The 14,482-nt window shown below is 38.5% G+C and carries 11 protein-coding genes; 2 read left to right on the top strand and 9 right to left on the bottom strand.

From position 1 onward, the window contains the following. Positions 1–35 precede the first annotated feature (35 nt). The 5 genes from SFC32_RS05705 to miaA form a co-directional block, all read right to left on the bottom strand. Positions 36–794 carry an SDR family NAD(P)-dependent oxidoreductase gene (locus tag SFC32_RS05705; protein ID WP_411049764.1) on the bottom strand — a complete coding sequence of 253 codons (759 nt, stop codon included), beginning with the start codon at positions 792–794 and terminating at the stop codon, positions 36–38. After that, a complete protein-coding gene (rnz, locus tag SFC32_RS05700) occupies positions 791–1,720 on the bottom strand; it encodes a ribonuclease Z (RefSeq protein WP_074563406.1) in 930 nt (309 codons plus the stop codon). The genes SFC32_RS05705 and rnz overlap by 4 nt, the downstream gene beginning before the upstream one ends. Positions 1,721–1,761: 41 nt before the next feature. Continuing rightward, entirely contained in the window at positions 1,762–2,400 is a 639-nt protein-coding gene (locus SFC32_RS05695; protein WP_411049765.1) for a cystathionine beta-lyase, read from the bottom strand. Continuing rightward, positions 2,393–3,631, bottom strand: coding sequence for a GTPase HflX (hflX, locus tag SFC32_RS05690; protein ID WP_039697134.1), 1,239 nt, complete (start codon positions 3,629–3,631; stop codon positions 2,393–2,395). Before hflX ends, SFC32_RS05695 begins: the two co-directional genes overlap by 8 nt. 84 nt (positions 3,632–3,715) lie before the next feature. Further along, positions 3,716–4,615: a tRNA (adenosine(37)-N6)-dimethylallyltransferase MiaA gene (gene miaA / locus SFC32_RS05685; protein ID WP_411049766.1), complete on the bottom strand. Its 900-nt coding sequence runs from the start codon at positions 4,613–4,615 to the stop codon at positions 3,716–3,718. Between the two features lie 186 nt (positions 4,616–4,801). Between miaA and SFC32_RS05680 the strand changes: the two genes are divergently transcribed. Next, a complete protein-coding gene (locus tag SFC32_RS05680) occupies positions 4,802–4,978 on the top strand; it encodes a DUF3042 family protein (protein WP_074481996.1) in 177 nt (58 codons plus the stop codon). Between the two features lie 49 nt (positions 4,979–5,027). Here SFC32_RS05680 and SFC32_RS05675 read toward each other — a convergent pair whose 3' ends face one another. Together SFC32_RS05675 and SFC32_RS05670 are read right to left on the bottom strand one after the other, a co-directional pair. After that, complete coding sequence (locus tag SFC32_RS05675) at positions 5,028–5,762, bottom strand: hypothetical protein (protein WP_411049767.1); 735 nt, start codon at positions 5,760–5,762, stop codon at positions 5,028–5,030. Positions 5,763–5,788: 26 nt separating this feature from the next. Beyond that, the gene (locus SFC32_RS05670; protein ID WP_411049768.1) at positions 5,789–6,229 is read right to left on the bottom strand and encodes a cytidine deaminase family protein; all 441 of its coding nucleotides are present in this window, start codon (positions 6,227–6,229) and stop codon (positions 5,789–5,791) included. Positions 6,230–6,412: 183 nt separating this feature from the next. On the opposite strand from SFC32_RS05670, the gene SFC32_RS05665 reads away from it, so the two are divergent. Next, positions 6,413–7,558 (top strand): cobalamin-independent methionine synthase II family protein, encoded by a 1,146-nt coding sequence (locus tag SFC32_RS05665; protein ID WP_074869078.1) that lies wholly within the window; start codon positions 6,413–6,415, stop codon positions 7,556–7,558. 102 nt (positions 7,559–7,660) lie between these two features. Here the strand turns inward: SFC32_RS05665 and addA are convergent, their stop codons facing one another. Further along, on the bottom strand, positions 7,661–11,287 hold the full coding sequence (gene addA, locus SFC32_RS05660) for a helicase-exonuclease AddAB subunit AddA (protein WP_411049769.1): 3,627 nt from the start codon (positions 11,285–11,287) through the stop codon (positions 7,661–7,663). Beyond that, positions 11,277–14,482, bottom strand: a 3,206-nt coding sequence (gene rexB, locus SFC32_RS05655) for an ATP-dependent nuclease subunit B (protein ID WP_411216634.1), incomplete at its 5' end; no start/stop codon positions are given. The genes addA and rexB, both read right to left, overlap by 11 nt.

The following is a 14,482-nucleotide window of genomic DNA, read 5'->3' as shown; positions in this document are numbered from 1 at the left end:
TCACTTCTCACTTCTTATGTAGAATTGAAAGGAGGTTATTTATAATTAAAAACTTTTCGTGCTAAAAAATCAGCAACCTTAGGAAAAAGTGTGTAGAATTTGTGTGCTGCAGCCATTGAAAATGGCATGTTCACTTCACGCTTGTTCTTCCCTAAAATGGCAACCGTACGTCTGGCAACTTCTTCTGGTTGCAAAACAAAACGTCCAACACTCTTTAAGTATTCTCCAGATGGATCTGCCTTGTCAAAAAAGCTTGTTGCAATCGGTCCAGGATTAATCGTTGTCACATAAACATTGCTATCAGCTAATTCCAAACGAAGAGCATTTGAAAAACCAATCACCGCAAATTTTGTTGCCGAGTAAACTGATGATTTCGCTGAAGCAATCAAACCAGCGATGCTGGCAATATTGACAATATGTCCCTGTCCCGCTTCTTTCATCTTATGCCCAACCAAACGTGAAAAAGTCATCGTCGCAAAGGTGTTGATATCAAACATGTCACGGATTTCAGCGGTTGTATAAGCATCAAACTCACTAAAATCACCATAACCAGCGTTATTGATAAAGACATCGATGTGACCATGTTCAGCGTATAGTTTTTCAACCATAGCGCCAATCACTTCATCACTTGTCATATCAAGTTCGTAGCAAACTGTGTTAGGACGTTTAGCATAACAGGCTTCAAGTTTTTTTACATTACGTCCTAAGGCAATCACAAAGTCATCAGATGGTAACTGTTTGACAATTTCTTTGGCAAGTCCACCTGTTGCTCCTGTAATAGCAATTATTCTCATAAGCTAATTTCTTCCAAATCTTTAACCAAGTGTGTATTTTCAAAAATTTCTTGAGCATCGTTTTCGATTTGTTTGCATTCGCGTCCCAAGAAACGTGCACTGATGTGATTAAGCAATAAGCATTTAGCTGACGCTTCTTTAGCAATCTGGGCAGCCTGAGTTCCTGTTGAGTGTCCGTGCTTGCGGGCGATTCTTTCATCACCTTTGCCATATGTTGATTCGTGAACCAAGATATCAGCTCCCAAACCAAGACGCACACTAGCATCAGTCTTACGTGTATCACCTAAAACAGTGATAACTTTTCCTTTTTTCGGTGCTGAGATGTAATCTTTGGCAATGATTTTTGTCCCATCTTCTAAGACAACATCTTGACCGCTCTTGATTTTTCCAAATAATGGACCAAATGGCACACCTGCAGCTTTCAACGCTTCAGCATCAAGTGTTCCTTCCAAATCTTTTTGCATCACACGGTAACCAATACAGAAAATCGTATGGTCCAATTTTTCAGCATATACCACGAACTTGTCAGTTTCCATGATTTTGCCCAGACTGTTTTCGTCAAATTCATGAAAATGAATACGGTATGGCAAACGAGCACCAGACAAGCGCAAACTGCTCAAAACGTATGAACGAATACCGACTGGACCATAAATATCAAGGTCAGTTTGTTCTTCATTTGCCTGGAAAGCGCGACTTGCCAAAAAGCCAGGAAGACCAAAAATGTGATCACCGTGCAAGTGCGTGATAAAAATGCGTTTCACTTTACGAGGACGGATAGTTGTTTCTAAAATCTGACGTTGTGTGCCTTCGCCACAGTCAAACATCCACACCTCATTAATCTCGTCAAGTAACTTTAACACTAAGCTTGACACATTACGTGACTTTGAGGGCTGACCCGCTCCTGTTCCCAAAAATTGTAATTCCATATATACCTATAAAAACCGAAGTTTTTACTTATCCTTCCTATTTACGATACTTTTACATAAGCGATAAATTCACGTTGATCAAACGTATAATAAACTTGCCCTTGATAGTGAGCTAGCAAGTCTGACAATTCATCGCGATTAAAACTTTTTAGCTTAACCATATTTCCTTTTAATTTTGAAACATGGCTGAGCAAACTACTTTCTGGTGTAAGGTCTTCAAGTTCTTGGTCATCAAAAGTGATTTTTGACATTTTGATTTTGTCATCTTCAACATAAATTTTATATTGAGGAAAGACCTGAGCCAATTCAAACAAGACATCTCTTGTCAAAGCTTCATCTTTTTCAGAAAAGACAAGAGCAACCTCTTTATCATTTTCATAAGTGAAACCATATGATTTCCCTGATAAATTCAAACGAATAAAAGGCTTGCGTTCGTCAAAAGATGGCTTATCATTTAAAAGCTGCAATTCTTTTGATAGTTCAAAATAGTAATCTGTTGCGACTTGCGGAGATTGTTTTTGATACATTTCTGCAAAATAAGCATTGATAACACTTGGAGGTGGTGTGATGAAACTCAATTTTTGCTCATCTGTTAAATCCTCCAAAACATTTTGCAAATACACTTTATCTAGTGACGTAAAGCCACCATATTTTAAAGCTAAGCTTATATAATCAGTCATAAAATTCTTCTAGTCTCCATTTATTTTTTGGATTAATGTAACCAGTGATATTTTCGTATTCTTCAACAAAATCATAACGATCAAGCAGTGCGATTTTATTTAAATCGTATAACTTATAGGCTTGATTTTGGTGAACACGAATGCTAAATGGTTCAAAAATCTCACGAATTTCATTGATAATCAAACGGCGCAAAAGTGAACGAGCATCTTTATCACGCGCAGAAATACGCACATTTGGAAAAGCTGTCGCTGCAAAGTGCTCCGCCACGTCCATCTTGTTATAAACAGCTAAACGTGGAATATCCAACATATCTAGCTCTTTTAACAGATTCAAAACAACTTTTTCGTGTTCAGCATGATTTGGGTCGCTGGCATCAATCACGTGTAGCAACAAGTCAACATGACGGCTTTCTTCCAAGGTTGACTTAAAGGCTGCCACCAACTCAGTTGGCAAATTTTGAATAAAACCAACCGTATCTGTAAGCGTCACTTGAAATTGATTTTGCAAGTAAATCTGCTTAGTTGTCGCATCCAAAGTCGCAAATAATTCATCAGCTTCGTATTGCTTGTCATTAGTTAAAACATTCATAATGGTTGATTTACCAGCGTTTGTATAACCAATGAGTCCAATTTTAAAGACTTGTGATTCTGTACGTTTTTCACGACCAGTTTCACGATTTTTCTCAACCACTTTCAATTGGCGTTCAATATCTGAAATCTGATTACGAATCGAACGGCGGTTCAATTCCAATTGACTTTCACCAGGTCCACGGCTACCAATTCCACCTGCTTGACGGCTTAGCATAACCCCTTGACCGACAAGGCGTGGCAACATGTATTTGAGTTGAGCCAGATGAACTTGCAATTTTCCTTCGTGACTACGAGCACGCATGGCAAAAATATCCAAAATCAGCTGCATGCGGTCAATCACTTTAACCCCAAGTTCTGATTCTAAGTTAACATTTTGACGGGGTGTTAAACGGTCATTAACAATAACAGTGTCAATCTCATCAGCGTCAACAATCGCTTTAATTTCGGCTAATTTTCCTGAGCCAATCAATGATTTACTATCGTATTTTTCACGTTTTTGGCGATAAGATGAAACCACCTGCGCTCCTGCCGTTTTAGCCAGCGAAGCTAACTCTTCCATAGACATGTCAAAATTTTCAGTGTCTGGCAGCTCAACACCCAGTAAAATCACGCGCTCTTGATGTTCGCTTGTTTCAATCATGCACTCACCCCTCTTCTTAATTAATCCGTAAATCTCATTATATCATAAAATCTTTTCAAAAGTGAAAGGGAGCGTTTTACTCCCTTACAATTTCTTATCATTTAAAAAACAATCAACATCACTTGTAACACTAGCTTTAAAATCAGCTTCTGAAACATTGTAAAACTTAACTGCCATACGGTTTCTAAACCATGTTAACTGGCGTTTTGCAAAGCGACGTGTGTTTTGTTTTAATTTTTCAACACAGTTTTCAAGAGAATCTTCCCCAGCAAAATATGGAAAAAGTTCCTTGTAACCAATTGCTCGCGCGGCTTGAACCTCACGATAATTGTCATAAAGCCATTTTGCTTCATCCAAAACACCATTTTCAACCATGAGGTCAACACGACGATTGATACGGTCATAAAGCACTTGACGATCATCATTTAAACCAATCAAATAGGCATCATAGTTGGTTTCTTTATTTTGCAACTCTTGTCCAAACTTAGCTAACTCCAAAGCACGAATGGCACGACGGCGGTTGATTTGAGGAATCTCGATCTTCTGCTCTGCTATTTTTTCAAAAAGCTCTTCATCACTTAACAAATCCAATTCTTTTCGGTAAGCGAGGACTTTTTCTTGGTCAACCTCACCGCCTAAATGATAACCTTCTAGCAAACTTTGAAGATAAAGTCCAGTTCCTCCAACAATGATAGGCAACTTACCTCGACTAACGATATCGTCAATCGCAGCTTTGGCTTCTGTCACAAAGTCATAAACAGAATAAGTTTCATCAACATCACGCACATCTATTAAGTGGTGAGGAGCTGCTGCTTGTTCTTCAGGCGTTGCCTTAGCCGTTCCAATATCCAGCTTACGGTAGACTTGTTGACTATCACCGCTGATAATTTCTCCGTTAAATTGCTTGGCGAGTTCGATTCCTAAAGCTGTTTTTCCAACAGCTGTCGGTCCAACCACAGCTAGCAGTTTTATTTTTTTTGACATCTATTTTTTTATCCGTCCTAAGCCTGATTTTTTAGTAAATATAACGTTTTCACTTGAATTTTTAGGCAATTTTCGTTACCATTATTATAACATAAGGTGGTAGGACAAGAAAACAAATCCTACTGCTATAAAAGAGTATAAAGACCTCTTTATACTCCCTGTTCTTATCAGTGAGGAGGAATTATTATGGCTAAAAAATTTGCATTCGCTAAAGGTCTTGCTACTGGTGTTGTAGCCACTGCAGCTACTGTCGCAGGTGCTATTTTCGCAGTTAAGAAAAAAATCATTGACCCTGAAGAAGAAAAAGCTGCTTTCATTCAAGAAAATCGTAAAAAAGCAGCCCGCAAACGTATTTCTCACTAATTTTTAAACGTTAAAAAGCCCTGAGCCTTATGCTCACGGGCTTTTTGTTTTACAAAATTTCCCAATCTTCAATGCCAAATTCATCAAGTAAGTCTTGGATTTTATCAAAAGCTAGACGAAAATGCTCCAACTTATGACCGTCTGAACCGATAGAATACTTGTGGCAACCTAATTCTTTAACTAAGCCTAAGGCATAACGGTAAAGGTCTTCCTTGCCATACAAGTACATCGATTTGCTGTTTAACTCAAAAGCCAAATCATAATCAATCATCTTCTGGAAGATACGTTTGAGTTGAGGTTCATAAGCTTTTAAATCCGTGACGGTCATGTCGAAAATGCGAAAACCATAGTCAAAATGTGCTAAAACATCCGCATCCACGCGTCCAATCGCATACTCCAATTTGTCCAGATACTCTTGGATAATCTCATCTCTATTCATATCTGCCACTTCATCATCAAGGTAATCATTTGTCCCATTATGATGAACCGACAAGAGTTTCAAATCATAGTCCTTATCCGCCAAATAAGCAAGAATATCCGCTTCACGTGGCTGATAATAACCAATTTCAATGCCTTTTTTAATGCGATTACCATATTTTTGATTAAGCTTAGCTATTTCACGTGAATAAGCCTCATAATCTGGCACATCATCTTGTTTGGTATAAGGATTTGACAAATCATAATGCTCAGTCGTCACAATATCCCCTGTATAATGGTCTAAATAATCTTCAAACCGCGCATCTGAATCATAAGAAAAATGTGTATGTAAATGATTATCTCGCATCCTCAACCTCGCTGTATTTAATATTGTTAGTCTAAATCATCAATGCCTGCTGCCATGCGCTCTGTCCCCCACCATAAAGGCATCAATTCACCTAAGGTAATGGTTTCACGTTTCTCATAATCAAGCATAAATTCCAAATCTTTATTTTTCGGAGACAATTGCATCAAGAATTCGCGACAAGCTCCGCAAGGCATTCCTGAACCTTCACCGTAAGGTGGTTTATCGCGAAAAGCAATGATGCGTTTGATAGTGGTTTGACCAGATTGTTGAAACATGTTAAAAGCTGCTGCGCGTTCCGCACAAAGATGAAAAACACCAGAAGTCGCTTCAAAACAATAGCCTGTAAAAATCTGACCATCTTCTACTTCAATTGCTGCAACCACATGATTTGAATAGATAAATGGCGTCACATAATGAGGATTATAATCCTTTTTTGCTGCTTGATATAACTTTTCCCAAATATCCATTCTAAATCTCCTTGTAATTATCTGTATTTTCTTAGTATATCAAATTTTCTGTTAATTAGACAGAGATTTTGATTTTTTTAGTTATAGTTTAAAACTATACATAGTCCTAAAAAAATAACTATTTTTCAAAATGGCAAAGCTCCGCTACAATAGGAATCACAAAAAACAAACGAGGTATACGAAATGGCAAAATCAAGATTTCAATTAGTTGGTTCGCTTCTACGACCAGCAGATTTACGCGAATATAAAATCGCAATCGAACATCGTGATGATATCACATACCCATTCTACGATGCTTTTGATGGCTATCGTGAAACAGAAACGGCTGACATCAAAAAAGTTATCGCTAAAGAAAAAGCAAATGGTATTGATGTCTTAACTGATGGTGAATTTTCAAAATCAATGTGGCACCTTGACTTCGTCTGGGGACTAAAAGGGATTGAACGCTACATTGCAGACCACGGTTATACTTTCAAAGACCATGATGGTGGTCACTTCGAAACACGTAAAGACATTGGTATCCGCATCACAGAGCCACTTTCAGGTAAGAACCACCACTTCCTTGATATCTTTAATTTGCTTAAGGAAGAAGCTGGAGACTCAGATACAAAATTGACTATCTGGGGACCTGCTCACGCCTACACAGAATTCACAGTCTTTAATCAATTAGTTGGCGAAGACCAAGTTTACAAAACTAAAGAAGAACTAAAAGCTGGTCTTACAAATGCCTATAAAGAATTCTTGAAAGAATACAAAGAAGCTGGTGGAGAAATCATCCAATTTGACGACTGCCTCTGGGAACTTTTCGACGAAACAAACCCAGCTGGTTTCTTTGCTCAAGGAAATAGCGCTCTTGCTAACCTTGCTGACGAATTCATCGCAGTAAATAACGATGTTGCTGACTATGGTCATGAGCTTGGTTTGCAAGTTTGGACTCACAACTGCCGTGGTAACTACGAAAGTCGTTCTGCTGCTGGTGGTACTTACGAAGCTATCGCAACAAAATTCTTGAAAGACCAACACTATGACCGTTTCTTCCTTGAATGGGATAGCGAAGTGGCTGGTGACCTCAAAGCTCTTGAAAGCTTGAAAGACTCAGATGCTGAGGTTGTTCTTGGACTTCTTTCAAGTAAAACAACTGATCTTGATGATGAAGAACGCGCACTTAAAATGCTTGAAGAAGCTAGCCAAATCATCCCTAAAGACCGTCTTTTCCTTTCTCACCAATGTGGTTTTGCTTCATGTGATTCAGGAAACGAACTTGCTATCCCACAACAATGGGCTAAAATCAAGCAAGGTCAAGACATCGCCGCTAAATTCTGGAGTTAATCCAATCAACTCGCCTTTATTTTTTCAATATACAATAATACAATATACTATACCAAAAACGGCCGCAAGCTTTATGCTAAACGGTCGTTTTTTTAATTACTTTTAAAGTTTAACTACTTCCAGACGCTCTCCACCAAGTAAAACAAGGTATTTATCAACTTGATCAATATGATATGACTTGCTAAGTGCTTCGGCATAAAGTGCCATTTGGCCTTGGTATCGGTCTTTGATTTCCTCGCTGTTTGTGTATTTATCAGTCTTGTAATCTAAAAGAACCAAACGGTCTTCTAAGAGTAGATAAGCATCGACAATCCCACGAACAACGAATTTTTCTTTGCTCTCAGGGTCTTCTTTTAGCATGGCAAATGGAGCTTCGCGGTAGATTTTGTCAGTATTTTGCTGAATCAATTGTCCAAGAGTTGAATTTTCAAAGAAATCCAAAACATTTTCTAGACGAATGCGCGCTTTAACCTCATCTTCAGCTGAAACTTGTGCTAGAGCTGTCGAAATATCCTCTAGTGTCACTTTTTGAGACAAGGAAATTCGCTGCATGAGCTCATGCATGGCAGAACCAATCGCTGTTGCTTCGACTTTGGCTTTTTTCGAAAAATCAGGTAAGGCAAAGCTTGGTTTTACGTGGTCCGTCTTAGCCATCACATCAACACCATCAATATCCATGACAGGCTCATAAAGTTTCTTGACCTGACTAGGTGTTCTTAAGCTTGGTAAGTTAATGGCTGATTGATATTTGGTATTCAACTCTTCAACTGCCTCAAGTCTATCCAAAGCTTCTGCGATATTTTCAGACTGACGGTTATTTGACAAATCATCAGGTTTAATAGCTGATTTGACTTCGATCTGACCGATTTTTTCTTCTGTCAGGTCTTCATCTGTGACAAATTCGACTTTAAATGGCAAGTTTTTATATGCTTCGTGAATGGCTAACATCCAATCTTGGAAAGTCATGAAAGCCTCTCGTTCTGCAACTGGAAGGTGATTATTTTCAGACTTACCGCTGTATTTATCAACCAATTTTTCAGAGCTAGCTTTACCAACCAGATAAAGTTTCTTTTCTGCACGGGTCATGGCAACATAGAACAAACGCATTTGTTCAGATAAGGTTGCTAGTCGCAGTTCACGTTTATTAAGCTGATAAGGCAAAGTGTCCATGCTGACTTTAACAGTTGGAAAAACATCCGTATCTAACTCTTCTCGCATGTCAGCCAAATATTTAATTCCAGCTCCATTTTGACGTGACAAGATTAACGGTGACATCATGTCTTGAATGCTGAATTTCTTATCAATATTCAAAATAAAGACATACTTAAACTCAAGACCTTTACTCTTATGGATAGTCATCAAATTCACAGCATGTTTTGGAAGGGCCACTTCAACATCTGCCAAATCATTTTCGCTTTCTAAGACGCGATCAATCATGCGAATAAAGCGTGATAAGCCTTTAAAGCCAGTCTTTTCAAAATTATTAGCACGAAGGGCTAGAGCGTAAAGATTGGCTTGACGCTGCTCGGCACGAGGAAGATTACCCACGTAATCATAATAAAAGCGCTCATTGTAAATCTTCCAAATCAAATCATAAAGCGAATGCCATTTGGCAAAATCACGCCACTTGCTAAAGCAAGTCATAAAATCTTTTAATTTTTGACGTAAAGCTGGTTTGACTAGCTCTGCATGTTGCCCTTGATTAGCCAAAGCATGTTCCAATTTTTGGTACAAATTAGCTTTGTGCTCATCTTCTATCGTTTGAAGTGCCAAGCGAGCAAGGTCATCTTCGTTGAAAGAAAACATTGGTGAACGCATAAGAGCTACCAAAGCATAGTCATTGAGCGGATTATCCAAGGCTCTAAGCGTATCAAGCATCACCATGACTTCAACTGATTTGAGGTAATTTTGCTCACCGCCATCCGTTACCAAAGGAATGCCATAATGCTCGAAAGTCTGTAAAATGCCATCATTACGTGTGCGCGATGATACCAACAAAGTAATATCTTCAAAGGCAACACCTTCTTCATTATGCAGACGAATAATTTCTTTAGCTACCAGCTTAACCTCGTTCGGATTGATTTGCTCCTCTTCTGGGCTACTTGCAAGCTCACTACTGTCATCAGTGTCGTAAATTAGAACTTGTGTTTCATTTTCTGGATGAGCTTCTTTTTGTGCAGGACTGCCTGCTACCAACTGGTGCATGCCGTCATACAAAATTTCCCCAACAGACTCGTCCATCAAGTGCGTAAAGACACTATTTGTCGCATCTAGGACTTCTGATTGACTACGGAAGTTTTCTTTTAGCAAAATTAATTTTCCATGTTCTGGATGCTTTTGAAAATCCTTGAATTTTTGGTTAAAAATCTGCGGATCAGCCTGACGAAAACGATAAATCGATTGCTTAATATCCCCCACCATGAATCGATTATGACCATTTGACAACAATTCAAGCATGCGTTCTTGCGTGTGGTTATTATCTTGGTACTCATCGACCATGACTTCGTGGTATTTATCTTGGTAGAGCTCACGAATATCTGGATTTTCTTCCAAAATCTGGATAGCAAAATGCGCGATATCTGAAAACTCAAAAGCATTTTCTTGGATTTTAGCTTGCAAATATTGCTCAGAAAAATCCTGCATAAACGCTTGTAAAAGTTCTAACAAAGGCAGACTTTCCGATTGGTATTTGAAGATTGTTTCTAAGTGTTTCAGACCAGTCAAACGACCTTGGAGAGTCTTGAAAATTGGATATTTTACTCCTGCAACTGTCACAGCTGGACTAGACGGAATCAAGTCAGCCACATCTGTCGCCAAACGACCAAGTCCATCACGACCGTAAAGCGTCTCAAAATGCATGGCCCATTCATGCAAATGTTCAATCATGTTCAAATGCTTTTTATAAGCTGCCGTTGGTGTACCCTTAGCTGTTTTTTGCTTATAATCTTCTAAATCTGTTACATCCTGCAAATGATTTGCCGTATCATGTAAACAACTTAAAAAGTCATTAACTTCTTGATCTGGAATAGCTGAAAAATCAGTATAGGTTCTAGCACCTTTCAAGAAAACCTCAGCCAGCCATTTCTTCGGATTATCCGTTGCTTGACTGAAATCATAGATTTTGTAAACAATTCCTCTAAAAGCTGTGCTATCTTTACGATTGCCTGAAAAATTACGAACTAATTTACGGAAAACATCCTTGTTCTTTCCTGTCATGTAATCTGAAAAAAGATCTGAAAAGACATCATTTTTAACAATATCTTGTTCACTTTTATCCGTCATGATGCGAAAAGTTGGCGAAATTCCTAAAGTATAGCCATACTGGTTGACCAACTTCTGCGTAAAAGCATCCATGGTTCCAATATCAGCAGTCTGCAAGGCTAGCAACTGTTCGTTAAGATAAGTTTTTAAATCATTATCCGTCGCTTTTTGCAAAGCTTGGCTGATTTTTTTCTCAAGACGTTCCTTTAATTCTCCCGCTGCTTTAACCGTAAAGGTCGAAATAAAGAGCTGGTCAACGGTAATGCCACGCAAAATTTTATCAATAATACGCTCAACCATAACGAAAGTTTTCCCAGAACCAGCCGACGCTGATACCAAAATATTGTTGCCATAGCTATAAATGGCTTCGATTTGTTCAGGTGTTCGTTTTTGCGCTTTAGATGACTGAGCCTCTTTTTGCTGTAGAGAAGAAATAGCTTCAGCCGTTAAAAATGGTTTAAAGGTCATCTTTTTCCTCCTCTTCTTGCATCAAGCTCAAAAAGCCTTGACGTCTATCTTTTCTTGGTAATTTAAACCACTTGCGTGCGTATGGCATGTGGCGGTCCGCTTCAAAGCGTGTGATAGCTTTTAATTGGTCACCCTTAACCGTCTTACCATCCTCACTGTAAGGATTAATCAAAAAGTGTCCTTGTCTAATCTGCTCAGCTGCTTGAAGGAATAATTTTTGATTGTAAGCTAGTAAAATATCTAACTCTTCTTGCGTGTAAACTGAGTCATTAAGATGGTAATTTCCATTTGATAAATAACCTTTTTCATCTTCTAAGAACAAGCCACGGTAGCGCAACTCTTTAGACAAATTCTCCAAAATTTTCTCTGTAGTAGCTACCGATGACAAATCCACTTTTGGCTCTTGCATGTGAAGGTACATGGCTCCAAAAATCTTATCTGACTCACTTTTAATTTTTTTATCGCGAAGAGCTTGCATGTAAGTCACTAATTGTGGGTTGAGACCATTGTAGAATTTTTGAATATCAAAGGTATTGTGACTTGATTTGTAATCAACCACCCCAAGACTTCCATCTGACAAACGGTCCACACGGTCAATAATACCTCGAATACGTACTGCATTGGCAAGCATTAACTCAAAAGGTTCTTCTTCATTTTCCACCTGAATCTGAGCATCCTGACGTAAAATTGTCGCCGTGCTTCTAGCAATATCTTCTAAGACTGTCAATGAGTAGCGGCTTTCCTCGTCTTCTTCATAGACAAATTTGAAAGCATCTTCAGCGTTGGTTGTTTGAATAGCTCGATTTAATTTGTCGTCAAAAGCTTGATCCGAAGCATCTTTCATAACCAATTCAAAGACACGATGCAGATAAGTCCCGTGATTTCTAGCGTCAGGGTGAATGGTTTCAACCTCTTGCAAACCAAGGACATACTGTAAGAAATATTTGTATTGATTGTTGTAGAAAGTTGTCACAGCTGAAGAAGACAAATTAATCGGCTCATCACTTGGAAAACGTGTCTCGATCACTTCGGCAGAAACTGGCTTGGTCTGCATATTATCCTTAATCAGTGGCAATTCAACATCTTCGTTAGCCAGTTTTTTACGAAGATAACGTACAGCTACTGACCAGAAGGTCTGCTCTTCTTTGCTAAGCTCGCGGTCTTCTTCAATAGCTAAGCGATTAACCTCAATCACACGAGATAAGAGCGCTTTATAATTTCCAATGTCTTCAGCATCTGTCGACAAACGATTTCGTCCCTTAACCAAAACAGGCACACCAAAGCTAGCTAATTCCGCAAGATAAGAAGATTCCTTATCTTCTGACTCATTAGCAATTTGTGGCAAACTGAGCACCAGTTCTTCCGTCGCTGAATTAAACAGTGACAAGGCAGCAAAATGATTTTTCTTGATGTTTTCACGACTAATCACATCAAAACGTTGATTTTCAGCTGTTGTCTCATTAACCTTGGCACGTTCCTCATCTGAAATCAAACTACGATTTTGCGCAATTTTTGGGAAATGCGACTGCGTCATACCAAGTGCAAAGACAAATTTATTGGTGTGTGGTTCAACCAAATCATAAGATTTTACAGAAACTACATCAACGCTTGCTGGCACCACACGGTACTGTGCAGCCAACATGCCGCTTCTTAAAAGGGCTAAAAATTCATCCAAAGATAATTTTTCTTGTCCAAAAATCGTTTGAAATTGCTCGAGAATGCCAGTAAATGTTCGCCAAACTTGCTCGTGCTTTTCTTGTTCATTTTCTGAGAAAGTGGCTACCATACGCTCTAAATTCTCAGGTAGAGAAATCGCACGTAAGAAAGTCATCAATTTTTCAAGTAAACTTGAGCCAAGCTGCTTTTGTGCCTTAAATAAAGCTAGCAAAGGCGCCATGATTTGCTCGCGCATACCATTAACAAAGTCTAAATGCTCCTCACCTTTATAAGCAATGGTAAACTCTTTAGCAAATTTACTTTGCCCCTTAATATCTGCATAAATCAAATACTGCTCAAAAAGGTCCAAATCATCTTGAGTGAAGGAACCATATAGCCCTGTTTTCAAAAGATTAACAACATCTTCAGTACGAAAACGATAACGTTTCACACGCTCCAAGGAATCAATAAAATGCACCAAAGGATGGTCACTCATCGACTCTGCTTTTCCAAAATAATAGGGAATTTCATATTTATCAAAAATTTTGCCGATTTGCAGACGATAGCTATCTACATCACCCAAAAGTACCAAAATATCCTTATAACGAAAGCCTTGGTGAAGCTTATGACGAATAGCCTTTGCCACATGCTCAACTTCTTCTTTTTGATTAATAACATCCCAAATCGCATAATGTTTTTTATCATCATCTGTCAATGTGATATCTGATGTTGTGAAGTCGTGCTTCGCTTCAAAGAGTTTTGACAATTTAGCAAATGCTTCTTGAGATTTTTGAGAACTCTCGACATACTCTGGCTGTGTTTGAAATTTAGCAGCCAAAGAACGCAAAAAATCCAAACTTGCCTGATAGACATTCCCAGTTGAAAATGTAGCCTTATAAGCCTTTTGACTACTGTAAGTTCCGATAATCACTTGAGCACATTTTTCCTCTAAAAGGCTGACTAAGTCTTCCTCTTCTGCTGAAAAACGAGTAAAGCCATCGATAACCAAAACAACATTTTCAAGCGCATCATCCAAATGACCCGATGCTACCTGTTTAGCAAAAAATGCAATTTTTGATTGATTTTCATACTGGTTAGCTAACAAAATGTCATTAACTGCCAAAAAGATTTTCACCAAATCTTCTTGCTTCTCAGCCGAATGCAATTCCGTCAAATCAAGCACGGTCATGTTAGCCGTTTTTAATTCCTTATACAAATCAACCAATTGCTTGATAAAATTCGTATCTTGTTTTAGACGTCCGAAAACTTTCAAATCCGTATCAGAAAAATGAGACAGCGCACGATAAAAAATCATGGCTAAGCCATTATCATCAATCGTTTCTTTGGTCTGAGGTTCATTTAAGACAAAATAGCGCGCCATTTGAGCAAAACGTGTAATGGTAATGGCAAAAGACGCTTGGTCAGGCAAAAGTTCCAAAACTGCCCTTTCTTTTTCAAAAGACAAAGAGTTTGGAGCGATGTAGAAAACACGCTTTCCAGCTTTAGCCTCTTCCATCGCTTTTCTTGCCAAAATTTCAG

Source organism: Streptococcus sp. TATVAM-FAB8, assembly GCF_046592795.1.
Taxonomy (GTDB): Bacteria; Bacillota; Bacilli; order Lactobacillales; family Streptococcaceae; genus Streptococcus; species Streptococcus ruminicola.
Note: the sequence above shows the minus strand (reverse complement) of the source record. Positions and strands in the feature narration are given on the sequence as shown.